Annotated in this window: 12 protein-coding genes; 6 read left to right on the top strand and 6 right to left on the bottom strand. The window is 77.7% G+C overall.

What is annotated here, in order from left to right; translation table 11 throughout:
* Positions 1 to 12 precede the first annotated feature (12 nt).
* The gene (locus ACWIZO_RS25785; protein ID WP_448640424.1) at positions 13 to 1,245 is read left to right on the top strand and encodes a cytochrome P450; all 1,233 of its coding nucleotides are present in this window, start codon (positions 13 to 15) and stop codon (positions 1,243 to 1,245) included.
* 144 nt (positions 1,246 to 1,389) lie between these two features.
* Here ACWIZO_RS25785 and ACWIZO_RS25780 read toward each other — a convergent pair whose 3' ends face one another.
* The 4 genes from ACWIZO_RS25780 to larA all read right to left on the bottom strand — a co-directional run bounded on the left by ACWIZO_RS25780 (position 1,390) and on the right by larA (position 6,678).
* A complete protein-coding gene (locus tag ACWIZO_RS25780) occupies positions 1,390 to 3,699 on the bottom strand; it encodes a HelD family protein (RefSeq protein ID WP_448640423.1) in 2,310 nt (769 codons plus the stop codon).
* Positions 3,700 to 3,806: 107 nt separating this feature from the next.
* Positions 3,807 to 4,517: an alpha/beta fold hydrolase gene (locus tag ACWIZO_RS25775; RefSeq protein WP_448640422.1), complete on the bottom strand. Its 711-nt coding sequence runs from the start codon at positions 4,515 to 4,517 to the stop codon at positions 3,807 to 3,809.
* Between the two features lie 45 nt (positions 4,518 to 4,562).
* The gene (locus ACWIZO_RS25770; protein WP_448640421.1) at positions 4,563 to 5,255 is read right to left on the bottom strand and encodes a hypothetical protein; all 693 of its coding nucleotides are present in this window, start codon (positions 5,253 to 5,255) and stop codon (positions 4,563 to 4,565) included.
* A 139-nt stretch (positions 5,256 to 5,394) separates the two neighbouring features.
* On the bottom strand, positions 5,395 to 6,678 hold the full coding sequence (gene larA / locus ACWIZO_RS25765; RefSeq protein ID WP_448640420.1) for a nickel-dependent lactate racemase: 1,284 nt from the start codon (positions 6,676 to 6,678) through the stop codon (positions 5,395 to 5,397).
* Between the two features lie 714 nt (positions 6,679 to 7,392).
* Between larA and ACWIZO_RS25760 the strand changes: the two genes are divergently transcribed.
* From ACWIZO_RS25760 to larC, 3 genes are read left to right on the top strand one after another with little or no spacing between them, the layout of a single operon-like run.
* Entirely contained in the window at positions 7,393 to 7,659 is a 267-nt protein-coding gene (locus ACWIZO_RS25760) for a hypothetical protein (RefSeq protein WP_448640419.1), read from the top strand.
* Positions 7,656 to 8,351 carry a nickel pincer cofactor biosynthesis protein LarB gene (gene larB / locus ACWIZO_RS25755; protein ID WP_448640418.1) on the top strand — a complete coding sequence of 232 codons (696 nt, stop codon included), beginning with the start codon at positions 7,656 to 7,658 and terminating at the stop codon, positions 8,349 to 8,351. The genes ACWIZO_RS25760 and larB overlap by 4 nt, the downstream gene beginning before the upstream one ends.
* Positions 8,348 to 9,580 (top strand): nickel pincer cofactor biosynthesis protein LarC, encoded by a 1,233-nt coding sequence (larC, locus tag ACWIZO_RS25750; RefSeq protein ID WP_448640417.1) that lies wholly within the window; start codon positions 8,348 to 8,350, stop codon positions 9,578 to 9,580. Before larB ends, larC begins: the two co-directional genes overlap by 4 nt.
* Before the next feature lie 61 nt (positions 9,581 to 9,641).
* Here larC and ACWIZO_RS25745 read toward each other — a convergent pair whose 3' ends face one another.
* Together ACWIZO_RS25745 and ACWIZO_RS25740 are read right to left on the bottom strand one after the other, a co-directional pair.
* The gene (locus ACWIZO_RS25745) at positions 9,642 to 9,812 is read right to left on the bottom strand and encodes a hypothetical protein (RefSeq protein WP_448640416.1); all 171 of its coding nucleotides are present in this window, start codon (positions 9,810 to 9,812) and stop codon (positions 9,642 to 9,644) included.
* 50 nt (positions 9,813 to 9,862) lie between these two features.
* A complete protein-coding gene (locus ACWIZO_RS25740; protein ID WP_448640415.1) occupies positions 9,863 to 10,585 on the bottom strand; it encodes a hemerythrin domain-containing protein in 723 nt (240 codons plus the stop codon).
* Positions 10,586 to 10,777: 192 nt separating this feature from the next.
* On the opposite strand from ACWIZO_RS25740, the gene ACWIZO_RS25735 reads away from it, so the two are divergent.
* Together ACWIZO_RS25735 and ACWIZO_RS25730 are read left to right on the top strand one after the other, a co-directional pair.
* The gene (locus ACWIZO_RS25735; protein WP_448640414.1) at positions 10,778 to 11,551 is read left to right on the top strand and encodes an alpha/beta fold hydrolase; all 774 of its coding nucleotides are present in this window, start codon (positions 10,778 to 10,780) and stop codon (positions 11,549 to 11,551) included.
* 13 nt (positions 11,552 to 11,564) lie between these two features.
* Complete coding sequence (locus ACWIZO_RS25730) at positions 11,565 to 14,276, top strand: SpoIIE family protein phosphatase (protein ID WP_448640413.1); 2,712 nt, start codon at positions 11,565 to 11,567, stop codon at positions 14,274 to 14,276.
* The last annotated feature ends 26 nt before the right edge of the window (positions 14,277 to 14,302 follow it).

The raw sequence follows: 14,302 nt of genomic DNA, 5'->3' as shown, positions 1-14,302 counted from the left end.
CAAGGCCTCCCCATGCGCCTGGAGAACAGCCTCGCCCTGCTGACCAAGGGGTACGCCTGGATGCCCGACCTGCGCCGCGCCCGTGGGCTGCGCGCCGCCGGCACCCGGCTCGGCGGCCTGCCCGCGGTCGGCATCGAGGGTCCCGAGGCCGCCCGGTTCCTCTACGACGAGGACCACGTGCGCCGCTCGCACGCCATCCCGGAGCCGGTGCAGGGCACGCTGTTCGGCAAGGGCGCGGTGCACACCCTCGACGGCGAGGCGCACCGGGTGCGCAAGGCGATGTTCGTGTCCGTGCTCATGGACGACGCCGGCGTCGCGGCACTGCGCGAGCGGGCGTGCGCCGACTGGGACGCCGCCGCCCGGGAGTGGGCGACCCGCCCGCGGGTCGTGCTCCTCGAGGAGTCGGCCCGGGTGATCGCCGGCGCGGTGACCCGCTGGGCCGGGGTCGCGGTCGCCCCGGAGGAGGTGCCCGCCCTGGCCCGCGACCTGCTCGCGATGGTCGACGGCTTCGCCACCGGCGGACCCCGGCACTGGCGTGCCCGGCGTGCCCGCGGTCGGCGCCAGCGGTGGCTGACGCGGGTGGTCGAGCAGGTGCGGGCGGGGCAGCTGCCGGCCCCGGCGGGGTCCGCGCTGCGCATCGTCGCCGAGCACCGCGACGTCGACGGGCGGCTGCTCGACCCCCGGCTGGCCGCCGTCGAGCTGCTCAACGTCATCCGGCCCACCACCGCCGTCGCGTGGTTCATGGCCTTCTCCGGCCACGCGCTGGCCCGGTGGCCGCACCACCGGCCGCGGCTGGCCGGCGCCGATGGGGCGTTCGCCGAGGCGTGGGCGCACGAGGTGCGCCGCTTCTACCCGTTCGCCCCGTTCATCGGCGGCCGGGCGCCGCGGCGGCTGGAGTTCGGCGGGCAGGCGATCCCGCGCAACTCCATGGTGCTGCTCGACCTCTACGGGCAGAACCACGACCCGGCGCTGTGGGAGGACCCGTACGCCTTCCGGCCCGAGCGCTTCCTCGACCGGGAGATCGGCGCCTTCGACCTGGTGCCGCAGGGCGGTGGCGACCCGCGCACCAACCACCGCTGCCCCGGCGAGCAGATCACCGTCGCGCTGCTCGCCGCGCTGGCACCCCGGCTGGCCCGGCTGGCGGCCGACATCCCCGCCGGCCAGGACCTCACCATCTCGCTGCGCCGGATCCCGGCGCGCCCGGCCAGCGGGGTGGTGCTCCGCCCGGTCGCACCGGCGCGCTGAGCCGCCGGCGCGGGGCCGCCGGCGCGGGGACCGGCGTGAGGGGAGGGCGGCAGGGGTGCGCCGCCGGACCTCGTGCTCTGCCCACACCGGTAGGCAGAGCACGAGGACGCGCGGCACCCTGTGGCGACCCGGAGCGGGCGTCCCTCAGGCGGCGACGGCGGCCAGCCGGGACAGCACCGCCGGCAGCGGGCCGGGCGACAGGACGACCAGCCGCTGGGTGGCCCGCGTCAGCGCCACGTAGAGGTCGTTCCCGCCGCGCACGCCCTCGTCGAGCACCCCCTGCGGGTCGACGAGGACGACGGAGTCGAACTCCAGCCCCTTGGCCTCGCCCGGCGTCAGCACCACCGGCCCGAGCGAGGAGTCCGCGCCGGGGCCGGACTGCACGTCGGGCCGCACCTCGCCCAGCGCCGCGACGACGTCGGTCAGGCGGCTGGGCGGGACGAGCACCGCCGTCGTCCCCTCGCCACCGGCCAGTTCCGCGGCCACCGAGGCCGTCCGCCCGGCGAGCCCGGAGACCCCGGTCACCTCGGCCACCGGTGGCGTCCCGCCGGTGCGCACCGACCGCGGCGGCCGCAGCCCCGTGCCCGAGGCGGCCAGCACGTCGGCGGCGACGTCCATGACCTCGGCCGGCGTGCGGTAGTTGACCGTCAGCTCCTCCAGCCGCCACGCGTCGCCGACGTGCGGGCGCAGCACCGCGTCCCAGCGGTCGGCGCCGGCCAGGCTGCCGGTCTGCGCGACGTCACCGACGACGGTCATCGACCGGGTGGGGCAGCGCCGCACCAGCAGCCGCCAGGCCATCGCCGAGAGCTCCTGGGCCTCGTCGACGACCACGTGCCCGAAGGTCCAGGTGCGGTCGGCGGCGGCCCGCTCGGCGGTGGTGCGGGTGTCGAGCTCGCGGTGCCGGTCGGCGAGGTCCTCGGCCGAGAGCAGGTCGCCGGCGCTGAGCACCTCGGCGGCCAGGTGCTCGTCCTCCAGGTCGACCGACCGGGAGCCGTGCAGCACGTCGAGGGTCTCCTGCGCGCGGTCCAGCGCCCGCCGGCGGTCGCGCTCGGCGCGGGCCCGCTGCGCGCTGTCGTCGAAGCCGAGCAGCTCCTCGGCCTCCTCGAGCAGCGGCACGTCCGCCGGCGTCCACCGCGCGCCGCGGGGGCGGTGCAGCAGCGCCCGGTCGGCATCGGACCAGCCGGGCGTGGCCGTGGCGATGCGCGCCGGGTCGGCATAGAGGTCGGTGAGCAGCCGCTCGGGGGTGAGCACCGGCCACAGCTGCGCGAGCAGCGAGCGGACGCCGGGGTCGCCGGCCACCTCGCGGCGCAGCGCGGTCACGTCCTCGGAGTCGAAGAGGTCCCGGCCGACGTCGATGCCCGCGCCGATCCGGTCGGCGTAGCGGCGGGTGAGGGTGTCGACCACCCGCCGGACGAACACCGGCCGGGCCAGGTTGTGCTGCGGGTCGGCCTTGCGTGCGGCGGCCTGGGCGCGGGCGACGTCGACGGGCCGCAGCCGCAGGGGGAACCCGTCGAGGACCACCTCGCGCGGGCCGTCGGGCACCACCTGCCGGTCGGCGATGGCGGCGCGCAGGACCTCCACCATCCCCAGCCGGCCCTTGACCGCCGCCGACTCCGGGGACTCCTCGCCGCGGGCGTCGAGGCCCGGGCGCAGCTGGCCGAGCCCGGCGAGCAGCACGCCGGTCTCGCCCAGGGAGGGCAGCACGTCGGCGATGTAGCGCAGGAAGGTCGGTGTCGGGCCGACGACGAGCAGCCCGCGCCGGGCCAGCCGCTCGCGGTGCGTGTAGAGCAGGTAGGCCGCGCGGTGCAGGGCCACCGCCGTCTTGCCCGTGCCCGGCCCGCCCTGGACGACGAGCACGCCCCGGTCGTCGGCGCGGATCACCCGGTCCTGCTCGGCCTGGATCGTGCGGACGATGTCGGTCATCCGCCCGGTCCGGGAGGCGTCCAGGGCGGCCAGCAGCGCCGCCTCGCCGGTCAGGCCCGATCCGGCCACCCCGCCGGTGAGGACCTCGTCGTCGAGCCGGGTGACGGTGCGCCCGCGGGTCCGGATGTGCCGGCGCCGCTCGATGCCCAGCGGGTGCACCGGGGTGGCGGTGTAGAAGGGCCGGGCCGCGGGCGCGCGCCAGTCGACCAGCGCGGGGTCGGTGGCGGCGTCGTCGGCGGGCAGCCCGATCCGGCCGATGTAGAGCGGGCCGTCGTCGGTGCGGTCGATGCGGCCGACGCACAGGCCGGCCTCGGCGGCGTCGAGCGCGGTCACCCGCTCGGTCTGGAACCGCACGGTCGCGTCGCGCTCCTGCAGCGCCTGCGGGTCGACCGCGGGCCAGGAGATGGCCTGGCGCAGCCGCCGGGTGGCCAGCTCCCGCGCGGCGTCGAGCCGGGCGTAGAGGTCGGTGACGTACTCCTGCTCGCAGGCGAGCTCGGGGTCGGGGACGACGTCGGACGGGGTCGCCGGCAATGCACTTCCCTCTGCTAGAATGGTCGCCGTTCTCTCTCCGCCGCCATTTCGCGCCCATTCCGGCGCGTGCGGCAATCGACCATCCTGCGCCTTTCGGGGACCTGTTGTCACCCCTGCGGCGGCGTGTGCCGGGTCTCCCGCAGACAGGCCGTCAGGTGTGCGGCCAGCTCGACCGGCCGGGACAGCGCGACGAGGTGGCCCCCGGGCACCTCGTCGACGTCGAGTCCCAGCCGTTCCCGCGCCACCCGCCGCTGCAGCGGGAGGGGGAAGAAGCGGTCGTCGCGGCCGGCCAGCACCCGGGTCGGCACGTCCGGCCACGCGGCCAGCGGCCACGGCTCGGTGAACGGCGTGCCCGACTGGGCCGACGCGTGCGCGGCACCGGCGGCCCAGACCTCCGGCGGGACGTCGTGGGAGAAGTCGGCCTCGACGTCGTCGCCGACCGGGCGACCCTGCTCCCGCGCGCAGTCCGCGCGGGCGGCAGCCTGGCCGACGGCCTGCCACCACTCGCCTCCGGTCTCGCCCGGCCGCGGCACCATCGCGTTGAGCAGCACCAGCAGCCGTACCGGTCGCCGGGCGGCGACCAGGGGCGCGGTCAGCCCGCCCATCGACTGGCCGACCACCACCACGTCGTCGTCGGCGCCGGCGTCGTCCAGCGCGGCGAGCGCGGCATCGGTGTAGGCGCGCAGCCCGGCGGTGTCGTCGCCGGCCGGGAGGTCGACGGCGACCGGCCGGTGCCCGGCCCGTTCGAGCTCGGGCACCAGCCGGTGCCAGTACCAGGCGCGCCCGCCGGCGCCGGGGACGAGGAGGACGGTGCTCACACGTCCCCGACCGCCGCGGCGCCCGGGACTCATCGGTCCCGCGGGTCAGAACAGCTGGTCGATCGCCGCCGCGACCAGCCCGGCCGCCTCGGCGTCGTCCATCTGCGCGGACACCGCCGGCTCCTCACCGGTCAGCGAGGAGATGCCGCTGTCGGCGGTCGCCTCGCCCGAGGCGAGGCCGTGGCCGTACTCGACCGTGGTCTCCCAGTAGACCCAGCCGTCGGCCTCGGCGAAGACGTAGCTCACGGACGCGTAGGCGTAGGACGTGGTGGCCGCCGACTCCGACCAGTCGGCGTAGCCGTCGTCGTCCTCGTCGTAGGCGACCGCGTCGATCACGCCGTCGAGGTCGGTGTCGGCGCCCCACACGTCGGGCAGCGCGTTGTCGGTGGTGTCCACGCCGACCTCCTCGACGGAGCCGTCCTCGTCGCTGTCGAAGGCCCAGGTGTCGGCCCACCCGTCGAGGTCGGTGTCGACGGCGACCTGCTCGACCAGGCCGTTCTCGTCCCAGTCGATCGCCCAGGTGTCCTCGTAGCCGTCGCCGCTGTCGTCGAAGGCGTACTGGTCGACGTAGCCGTTGTCGTCGGTGTCGTAGGCGTTGTAGGCGTACGTGTCCGCCGACGCGGTGCCGGCGGTGGCGAGCACCGCGGCGACGGCGGCCGCCGGGACGGTGGCGCGCAGCAGGGTGCGGGTCAGGCGGGTGCGGGCCGGGCGGGTGCGGGTCGGGCGGGTGCTGGTCATGGCGGGTGCCTCCTCGGTCGGGAGCCGTGTCCGGCTCGCTGCGAGGACGCTCCCGCCCGCCACCTGCGGCTGACTGGGAGCCGGCTTGGACGCCCGCTTGCAGACCGCCCGCGGGACCGGCCGGGGGCGACCCGGCGGGTCAGCCCGCGAGGTAGGGGATGGTCTGCGGCCCCTCGGGCAGGTAGCAGACCCGGGCTCCCGGCCCGTGCCGCTCCACCGCCTCGGCGATGGAGCCGGCCAGGTCCGCCGTCGGGGTGAGGTGGGCGGCGCGCACCGCGTCGGGGCCCAGGCCGTCGCAGTACAGCTGGACGTCGGCCTTGCCGAGGATGCGGGCCAGGATCTGCACCTGCCACTGGTCGGGCACGCTGAACCCCTCGGAGGAGATCAGCTCGAGCAGGCCCGCCGGGTCGTCGGCGGCACCGAGCACCTCGGCGAAGGAGCCGTGCGCGGGCAGGCCGTCGGCGCACTCGGCGGCCACCAGGACGCTGCCGCCCGGGCGCACCACGCGCTCGGCGGCGGCCATCCCCTTCACCGCCTGGTAGAGGTTCTGGTCCAGCGGGAAGCCGGAGTTGGTGGTGACGACGACGTCCATCGGCTCCGGCACGGCCCGCATGGCGGCGGCGCGGGCCAGCTCGCAGGCGCGGGCGTGCATCGTGAACAGCTCGCCGCAGACGACGTGGGTGATCCGCTTGGCCCGGTCCAGCAGCACGTCGAGGGCCAGGTGCGGGGGAGCGAGCGCGGCGCACGCCCGGATGTCGCGGTGCACCGGGTTGTCCTCGACCACGCCCCAGGTGGCCAGCGGGCTGCCGATGCGGGTGGCGTCGTGCAGCACCATCACGGTGTCGATGCCGGCCAGGCCGGGCGCCACCATCTTCGGCCCGCCGCTGAACCCGGCGAAGAAGTGCGGCTCGACGAACCCGGTGGTGATCCGCAGGTCGGCCTGGAGCCACAGGGTGTCCAGCTCCAGCGGCACGCCGTCCCCGGCGGTGCCGAGGGACGTCAGCGAGCTCCGGTCCCGTGCGTCGTGGTTGACCACCGAGCAGCGGGCCAGCACGTCGTCGCCGAGCATCTCCCGCAGCTCCTCGGCGGTGTTGCCCCGGTGCGTGCCGGTGGCCACCAGGACGACGACCTCGCAGCCCGGCGCGGCGGCGTCGATCTCCTCCAGCAGGGCGTGCAGCATCGCCGGGCGCGGCTGCGCGCGGGTCCCGTCGCAGACGGAGACCGCCACGGTCATCCCGGGCCGCACCTGCTCGCGCAGCGGGGGCACGCCCAGGGGGTCGCGCAGGGCGTCGCGCAGGGCGGTCGCCGGATCGGCGAGCGCCGGGTCGTCCTGCGGGGTGATCACCAGGGCGCCGTCCTGCAGCGGGACGTCGATCGCGCCGCGGCCGTAGGCGAGGGACACGGTCGGGGGTGCTGCCGTCATCGGACCGTCCTCCAGCTGCCGGCGGGACGTCGGCCGGCCGGGCGGCGACCGACGTCGGCAGCCTAGCCACGGCGCCGTCCGGAGGCGGCCGCGGACGGGTCCGCTCCCCGCCGATGCCGCAGGATGGGGCGGCGGCCGCACCGGCCGGCCGCACGAGGAGGGGACCTGGCATGAGGGCGCGGCTGCTCGACCTGCTCGCCGGCCTGCCGTACCGGGCGGTGGCCTGCAGCGGCGGCGTGGACAGCCTGACCCTGGCCACGGCCGCGCACCGGGCCGCGCCGGACACCACGCTGGTCGTGCACAGCGTCACCCCGGCCGTCCCCGCGGCGGCCACCGCCCGGGTGCTGGAGACCGCGGCCGCCGAGGGCTGGGACCTGCGCACGGTGCGGTCGCGGGAGTTCGAGGACGAGGCCTACCTGGCCAACCCGCGGAACCGCTGCTACGTCTGCAAGTCCCACCTCTACGACGCGATGGGCGACCTGGTGGCCGTGGCCGGTGGCGGACACGGGCTGCTCAGCGGCGCCAACGCCGACGACCTCGGCGAGTACCGCCCGGGCCTGCGGGCCGCGGCCGAGGCCGGCGTCCGGCACCCCTTCGTCGAGGTGGGGGCGGCCAAGGCCGACGTCCGCGCGCTGGCCCGGGAAGCTCGGGCTGCCGCACGCCGACCTGCCGGCGTCCCCGTGCCTGGCCAGCCGGCTCTACACCGGGACGGCGGTGACGCCCGCCCGGCTGCACGCCGTCGAGGTCGGCGAGGCGCTGCTGACCGCCCGCACCGGGGTGGCCGTGGTGCGCTGCCGGCTGCGGGAGGACGAGGTGCGGATCGAGGTCGGGGCCGCCGACCGCGACCGGGTCGGCCCGGACGTGGTCGCCGCGGTGCTCGCGGCCGTGCGCGCCGTCGAGCCCGGCATCCGCACCGCCGTCCTCGACGAGGAGCCCTACCGGCCGGGGCGGGCGTTCACGCTGACGCCGGTGGCGCGGTGAGCGACGCCGCCGACCGGGGGTACGTGGACCTCGGCTTCGCGCGGGTCGACACCGACCGCGCGGCCCGCACGGGTGACCCCGAGGTGGTGTACGCCGCCGGCAAGACCGCCGAGGAGGTGGTCGCCATCGTCGCGGCCCTGCGCGCGGACGCCCCCGACCGGCCGGCGCTGGTGACCCGGGCGGCGCCCGGGACCGTCGCCGCGCTGACCGCCCGCTGGCCCGACGCGCTGGTCGAGCGGTCCACGGTCGCGGTCGGGCCGCTGCCGCCGCCCGCCGGGCTGGTCGCCGTGGTCAGCGCCGGCACCTCCGACGAGCCGGTGGCGACCGAGGCGGCCACCACGCTGCGCGTGCACGGCGCCGGCGTCGTCCGGGTGACCGACGTCGGGGTGGCCGGGCTGCACCGGGTCCTCGACGCCCGCCCGGTGCTCCGGGACGCCGACGTGGTGGTCGTGGTCGCCGGGATGGAGGGTGCCCTGCCCAGCGTCGTCGGCGGGCTGGTCGGGACGCCGGTCGTCGCGGTGCCGACCAGCGTCGGCTACGGCGCCAGCTTCGGCGGGCTGTCCGCGCTGCTGGGGATGCTCAACTCCTGCGCCCCCGGGGTGGTCGTCTGCAACATCGACAACGGCTTCGGCGCCGGGGTGTTCGCCGCCCGGGTCGCCCGGAGCATCGCCGCCGGGCGGACGGCGGAGTGAGCCGGGTCGGCTGGCTCGACCTGGGCAGCGGCGTCTCCGGCGACATGCTCCTCGGGGCGCTGGTCGGTGCCGGGGTCCCGCCGGCCACGCTGTCCGCGGCCCTGGAGCCGCTCGGGCTGCCGATCACCCTGCGCCGCGAGGACGTCCGGCGCGGCGGGCTGGCCGCCGTCCGGGTGCACGTCGAGGTGCCGGCCGGCGACCAGCCGCACCGGACGTGGGCCGACGTGCGGGTCCTGCTCGGCCGGCTGCCCGAGCCGCTGCGCTCGTCGGTGTCCGGCGTCTTCGCCGCGCTGGCCCGCGCGGAGGCCGCGGTGCACGGCGTCCCCGCCGACGCCGTGCACTTCCACGAGGTGGGCGCCCTCGACGCGGTCGCCGACGTGGTCGGGGTGTGCGCCGGCGTGGCCGCCCTCGGCCTGGACCGGCTGGTCGCCTCGCCGATCGCGCTGGGCAGTGGGTCGGTGCGGACGGCGCACGGGGTGCTGCCCGTCCCGGGGCCCGCGGTGCTGGCGCTGCTCGCCGACGCGTCGGTGCCGGCGCACGGCGGGCCGGCCGGCGAGGAGCTGGCGACGCCCACGGGCGTGGCGCTGGTGACCTCCCTGGCGTCGGGGTACGGCCCGCTGCCGCCGCTGCGGCCCGCGGCGACCGGCACCGGCGCCGGCGGCCGGGACCCCGCCGACCGGCCGAACGTGGTGCGGCTGGTGGTGGGGGAGGCCCTCGAAGCGGGATCCCCGGAGCCGGGGTCCGCGCAGCAGGTGGTGGTGCTCGAGACCAACGTCGACGACCTCGACCCGCGGGCCTGGCCGGCGGTCCTCGCCGGCCTGCTGGCCGCCGGGGCGCTCGACGCCTGGCTGACGCCGGTGCTGGTGAAGAAGGGCCGCCCGGCGCACGTGGTCAGCGCGCTGGCCGAGCCGGCCGCCGTCCCGGCGGTGCGGGCCGTGCTGTTCCGGGAGACCACCACGCTGGGGGTCCGCGAGTCCGTCGTGGCCCGCTCGGTGCTCGCCCGCCGGTTCGCTACCGTCGACGTCGACGGGCAGCCGGTGGCCGTCAAGCTCGGCCTCGGGCCCGACGGCGGGGTGCTCAACGCGGTGCCGGAGTGGGAGGACGTCGTCCGCGCGGCCGCGGCGCTGGACCGGCCGGTGAAGCTGGTCCTGGCGCAGGCGAGCGGGCGCGCCCAGGCACTGGCCGCCGGGTCGCCGCCCCCCGGCACGGGCCGGGTGGGGCTCCCGTGACGGGTGGGACGACACGGTGCTCCCGGCAACCTCGATGTCATCGAGACGTCATGACGGGTGCCTACCGTGGGGTGCTCACCCGGACGACAGGGGAGCGCACCGTGAGCACCACCACGCTGGACAGCACGACGACCACGAGGGCCACGACGCGGACGGGCCGGGCCACCTGGACGTGCCCGAACTGCCGCGGCGAGACCACCACGGCCAAGAAGCGCTGCACCGACTGCGGCACGTCGCGCTGGTGAGCCCGGGACCGGGTCCGTCGTCGTACCCGGTCCTCCCTCACGCCGGCGGCGGGGCTCCGCGCAGCCGCACCACCGCGGCGCGGTGACGACGGCGGCCGACCAGCCGCCACACCAGCCGCCACCCCCGGCCCACGCCCGCGAGCAGCCGCGCCCGCTCCGCGGGGGCGGCGTCCTCCAGCGCCAGGCCCAGCAGGAGCAGCCGCTCGCGCCCGGACAGCGCCGGCCGTGCCGCGCGGCGGATCGCCGTCCACCCCCTGGCCGGCAGCCGGTCGGCGACCAGGGGCAGCAGTTCGCGCTCCTCGGCGGCGGTGAGCGCCTCGACGGCCGCGGCGAGGTCGAGGCAGGCCAGCGCAAAGGCGTCACGGGCCCTCGGCGACCGCGCGACTCCCCACTGCCGCCCCCCGGTGGACAGGGCACGCAGCGCCTGGTCGACGACGGCGCAGCGCGCCGTCCAGCCCGCCACCGTCTCCCGCGCGGCCGGGGCGGCGTCCGCGGGCAGGGCGCGCAGCAGCGCCGGCCACAGCAGCTCCCGCTCGGTGGTGGTGTGCCCCCGCAGCACCCGCCCGAGCAGGTCGGCGTGCCGGGTCAGGGTGGCGGTGCGGGCCGGCTCGCCGGCCGGCGCCCAGGTGACGAGGTCGGCCAGCAGCCGCAGCTCCCGGCGGACCAGCCGGTGCAGGACGAGCTGGTAGGCGACGGCCCGCGGACCGGTGGTCCGGGCAGCGGGGCCGGCCGTGGGGGAACGGACCGAGGGAGTGGTCATGGGACACCTCGGGTGGTGCTGGGCCGGTCCGGTACGAGCAGAGCATAGGGAGGCCGGCGGCGGCCCGACAGGGGGCACGACAGGGGGCACGGCGCCGTTCCGGCTCCGGCGGGTGCGCCGGGGGGCGGCGACAGGGACGGCGTCGTCCGTTACGTTCGGTCCGTGAGCGTGATCACGCGGAACGCTGTGCGCGTGAGGGGCCCGGAGACCGCCCGGCCGATGCTGTTCGCCCACGGGTTCGGCTGCGACCAGACCATGTGGCGGGCCGTCGCACCGGGCTTCGCCGCCGACCACCGGGTGGTCACCTTCGACCACGTGGGGTCCGGCGACTCGGAGCTGGCGGCCTACGACCCGCAGCGCTACGGGTCGCTGCGCGGGTACGCCGGCGACGTCGTCGAGATCTGCCGCGAGCTCGACCTCACCGGCGCCGTCTACGTGGGCCACTCGGTGGCCGCGATGATGGGCGTCCTCGCCGCCGCGGAGGCGCCGGAGCTGTTCGCGGCGCTGGTGATGGTCGGCCCCAGTCCGCGCTACGTCGACGAGGACGGCTACACCGGCGGCTTCTCCCGGGCCGACGTCGCCGCGCTGCTGGACTCCCTCGACAGCAACCCGCTGCAGTGGTCGGCGGCGCTGGCCCCAGTGGTGGCCGGTCCCGGCAACCCCCGGGTGGCCACCGAGCTGGCCGGGAGCTTCTGCCGCACCGACCCCGTGGTGGCCCGCCAGTTCGCGCGGGTGACGTTCCTGTCCGACAACCGCGCCGACCTGCCCGGGGTGCGCGTCCCCACGCTGGTCCTGCAGTGCAGCCAGGACGCGATCGCGCCGGAGCCGGTGGGCCGCTACGTGCACGAGCACGTCCCCGGCAGCGTCTTCACCCAGCTGTCGGCCACCGGGCACTGCCCCCACCTGTCGGCGCCGGAGGAGACGACGGCGGCCATCCGCGCCTTCCTCCGCGACACCGGGATCTGACCGGGCGGGCGCGATGGACCGCACGGAGCGCGACCACCGGCCGGAGGGGCTGGCCCGGCTGCTCGAGGAGGACCCGGCCGACCTCTACGAGAACGCCCCCTGCGGCTACCTCTCGATGGTCCCCGACGGCCGCGTCGTCAAGGTCAACGGCACCTTCTGCGCCTGGACCGGGCGCGACCCCGACGACGTGCGCGGCCGGCGGCTGCCCGACCTGCTCAGCGCCGGCGGCCGGGTGTTCTACGAGACCCACCTCGCGCCGCTGCTGCGGCTGCAGGGCGCCGTGCGGGAGGTGGCGCTCGACGTCGTCCGCGCCGACGGGTCGGTGCTGCCCTGCCTGGTCAACGCCGTCGAGGTGCGCGACGCCGAGGGGCAGCCGGTGCTGGTGCGCGCCACGGTCTTCGAGGCCACGTCGCGGCGGCGCTACGAGCGGGCGCTGCTGGCCGCGCAGCGGGCCGCGGCCGACTCCGAGGCACGCGCGCGGACGCTGCAGCAGGTGGTCTCCGAGCTGGCCGCCGCGGGCTCGGCCGAGCGCGTCGCCGACGTGGTGGTGCGCCGTGCGCGCTCGGCGGTCGAGGCCGCCGGCGCGGGGCTGTGGCTGGCCGACCCCGTCCCCGGCGGGCGGGTCGAGGGGCAGCCGGTGCCGGTGACCCTCGCCGCCTCCGACGGGCTCTCGCCCGAGCTGCTCACCGAGCTGGCCACGGCGGCGCCCGCCGGGGCGGAGCTGGTGCGCACCGGCGGGGTGCGGGCGGCGCCGGTCGGGCCGGAACTGCGCGAGCGCTGGCCGGGGCTGGCCGCGACCATGGCCGAGGCGGGGCAGGAGGCGCTCGTCGTCGTCCCGGTCTCGGCGGCCGACGACCGGCACCTGGGCGCGCTGGTCCTCGTCCTCGGCGTCACCGACGACAGCGAGCTGATCAGCCTCACCGAGCCGGGCACCCGCGGCGCGCTGTCGCCGGCCGACGCCGAGCTGCTGGCCACCCTGGGCCGGCAGGCCGGGCAGGCGCTCGAGCGCGTCCGGCTGCACGAGGAGACCCTGCGGCAGGCCGCCCGCTCGGCGTTCCTGCTCGAGGCCGCCCGGCTGCTGGCCGCGCCGCGGGAGGTGGGCGAGACCGTCGAGCGCCTGGCCGAGCTGGCCGTGGGCCGGCTCGCCGACGTCTGCGTCATCGACCTCGTGACCGAGCACGGGCTGGTCGAGCCGGTGGTGGCGCACGCCGACCCGGCCCGCCGGCACTTGGTCGAGCAGCTGCGCGACCAGCACCTGCCGCACCGCGACGGCACCCACCCGAGCGTGCGGGCCATGGTCGAGCGCCGCACGGTCTGGGCGCACGGGGTCGACGAGTGGCTGCTGCTGCGGATGTCGACCTCGCCGGAGCACCTGTCGGTCAGCCGCGCGCTCGAGCTCACCGACCTCATCTGCGTGCCGCTGCTGGTCGACGGCCGCCCGCTCGGGGTCATCACGCTCGGCGCCGACTCGCGCCGTGGCCGCTTCAGCGAGGCCGACGTCGAGACCGCCGAGCAGCTGGCGCTGCAGATGTCGCAGGGCATGGACGTCGCCCAGCGCTTCGAGCTGGAGTCGCGGACCTCCCACGCCCTGCAGGGCAGCCTGCTGCCACCGCACCCCCCGGCGGTGGCGGGGCTGGCGCTGGCGGTGCGGTACCTGCCGGGCAGCCGTGGCGCCGACGTCGGCGGGGACTTCTACGACGTCGTCCCGCTGCCCGGCGGCACCGACGTGGGGCTGGCCGTGGGGGACGTCGTCGGCCACGACGTCACCGCCGCCGCGACGATGGGCCAGCTGCGCAGCGTGCACCGGGCGCTGCTGGTCGACCGGCCGGCCCCCGGGGCGCTGGTCGAGCGGCTGCACGACAGCTGGCCGCTGCTCGGCCTGCCGCGGATGGCCACCGCCCTCTTCGCCACGCTGCGCCCGGGCACCGGGGAGCTGCGGATCGCCTCGGCCGGCCACCTGCCGCCGCTGCTGGTGGCCGGCGGGCGCGCGCAGCTGCTGCCGGTCGTGCCCGGCCGGGCGCTCGGCGCACCGCCCGGGCCGGCGCCGGAGTGGTCGGGCCGGCTGCCGGCCGGTGCCTCGCTGGTGCTCTTCACCGACGGGCTGGTGGAGAGCCGCACCGCCGACCTCGACGCCGGGCTCGACCGGCTGTGCGCCACCGCCGAGGAGGTGGCGGCGGGGGAGGAACCGGCCGACCCGGACGTGCTCTGCGACCGGCTGCTCGCCGCGCTCACCGGCCCGCGCCGGGCCGACGACGTCGCGCTGCTGGTGCTCACCCGGCTCCCGGACGCGCACGAGGAGCCGGCCGCGTCCGAGGAGCCGGAGGCCGACCCCGCCCTGCTCACCGCCCTGCCCGCCGCCGTGCCCGCCGCCGTGCCCGCTGTCGTGCCCGGTCCTGTCCGCGCCTGCGGTCCCGCCGCCGACCTGGCCGACGTGCTCGACGGGGCCGGCGGTGACGTCACCGTGTCCGGCGACGCGATGCGCTGGTCCCCCGAGCGGGCCGAGCCGGAGGCGCCGCCGGCCGGCTTCCCGGGCCTCGACGTCGCCGCGGGCCTCGGGCTGGTGCTCGGCCTGGACCCGGCGTCGGTGCGCCGCCTGGTGTCGGGGGCGCTGACCCGGCTCTCGGGGGCGGTCGGCGACGCGGTCGGGGAGCTGCGGCAGCTGGCCCGCGACGTGCGGCCGGGCGGCGACCCCGACGATGGCCCCGACGGTGAGGGAGACCCTTGACGTCGTCCCCCTGCGGGCGCCGGCCC

The organism is Geodermatophilus sp. URMC 63, from assembly GCF_053502565.1.
This window is presented reverse-complemented; position numbering and strand designations above follow the sequence as displayed.

Bases quoted from the DNA above. Each gene is read 5' to 3' on its own strand.
- ACWIZO_RS25785 (WP_448640424.1), top strand. From the start codon at position 13: ATGCGCCTGGAGAACAGCCTCGCCCTGCTGACCAAGGGGTACGCCTGG.
- ACWIZO_RS25770 (WP_448640421.1), bottom strand. From the start codon at position 5,255: ATGACCAGCACCCGCCCGACCCGCACCCGCCCGGCCCGCACCCGCCTG.
- larA (WP_448640420.1), bottom strand. From the start codon at position 6,678: ATGACGGCAGCACCCCCGACCGTGTCCCTCGCCTACGGCCGCGGCGCG.
- ACWIZO_RS25740 (WP_448640415.1), bottom strand. From the start codon at position 10,585: ATGACCACTCCCTCGGTCCGTTCCCCCACGGCCGGCCCCGCTGCCCGG.
- ACWIZO_RS25730 (WP_448640413.1), top strand. From the start codon at position 11,565: ATGGACCGCACGGAGCGCGACCACCGGCCGGAGGGGCTGGCCCGGCTG.